At 39.1% G+C, this 1133-nt stretch carries 2 protein-coding genes; both read left to right on the top strand.

The genetic code is table 11. The features are described 5' to 3' along the window. The coding region (locus CG11_RS26155) for an N-acetylmuramoyl-L-alanine amidase (protein WP_197043955.1) at window positions 1-240 on the top strand (240 nt) is incomplete at its 5' end. Next, window positions 237-842 carry a hypothetical protein gene (locus CG11_RS26150; protein ID WP_052599917.1) on the top strand — a complete coding sequence of 202 codons (606 nt, stop codon included), beginning with the start codon at window positions 237-239 and terminating at the stop codon, window positions 840-842. The genes CG11_RS26155 and CG11_RS26150, both read left to right, overlap by 4 nt. The last annotated feature ends 291 nt before the right edge of the window (window positions 843-1133 follow it).

Raw genomic sequence — 1133 nt, 5'->3', positions numbered from 1 at the left:
GCGCATTGGTCTCAAGCCTTGTTTGTCCAACATTTTCCAGAAAGTACGTTTCGAGGCATCAAACGCAGGAATTTTGATTTGGTACATTTGACCAATATGCCCGCCATTCTCCTGGAGCATTTTTTTATGGACAATGAGCAAGAATGCAGAACCTATTTAATGACAACCAAAGGACGAGATCGGATTGCGGCTTATACCTTGGCAATTATTGAAGCCTACCTTAAATACCATCCTTCATGAAAGAGAATTTACAATTTGCTTTGATTCTATGTTTGTTTGGATACGTAATTTTCTTGCAGCAATGCAAGCAAGAATCTAGCTCGAGTAAGAAGCATGAATTTAGAGCTGATACAACGATTGTTCTAGATACGATTTTGCCAGCTCCTGTTATCGTGCAATTGCCTCGACAAGTCGTTCCTGAACCTAGAATTATTTATGTGGATAGTTTTCATCAACGGATTCCAAGTCCTTTAGTGGACACCACTCAACACATGGCTGCAAAGCTTTATCAAGACAGTTTAGAAGATGATAATTTGACGGTCTATTATGAATCGTTGGTGGAGGGGCAGCTGTTGCAAAACCATTTAGATTATAAACTAAAAATACCAAAGCAGATCACTAAAACCATTCGCATCAATACCCCTGTTCCAATACCTAGCAATGGGCTGTTTTTGAATGCGGGGGTGGGTGGGAATGTCAATGCTTTTTCTAGTTTGACGGTTGGTTTGCAATTTGTCTCCCAAAAAGGTTGGGCACTCGGTTATGATTATGATGTGTTGCAAAAGGTGCATCAAGTTAGATTAGGGGTTCGTTTGCTGCCTTTTAAGAAACGAAAACAGTAAAAGCGTAATTTCAGGCGTATATTTTTTTTAGCCCTCTTTTTAATCCGTTTAACTGTCGTTTGTTCAAGGTTGTTTTTAATCCAAAAAGCGGCTTTAAAGTTGCTAGAATTACGCCTCTTTCAACCTTGAATGCTTCGTTCATATTCGTTTTTTTAGCATTTTTTACCGCATCTTTGTCTTGTCAAAAAAGCAGCCTAATTACTTCCTAAAACCCTTGTTTTTATTATGCTCATCCCTGATGAATCCAAACACACCCTCATTATCAAACCCGATTACCTTGGCGTTGGTGTC

Source organism: Aureispira sp. CCB-QB1, assembly GCF_000724545.1.
Classification (GTDB): Bacteria; Bacteroidota; Bacteroidia; order Chitinophagales; family Saprospiraceae; genus Aureispira.
Note: the sequence above shows the minus strand (reverse complement) of the source record. Positions and strands in the feature narration are given on the sequence as shown.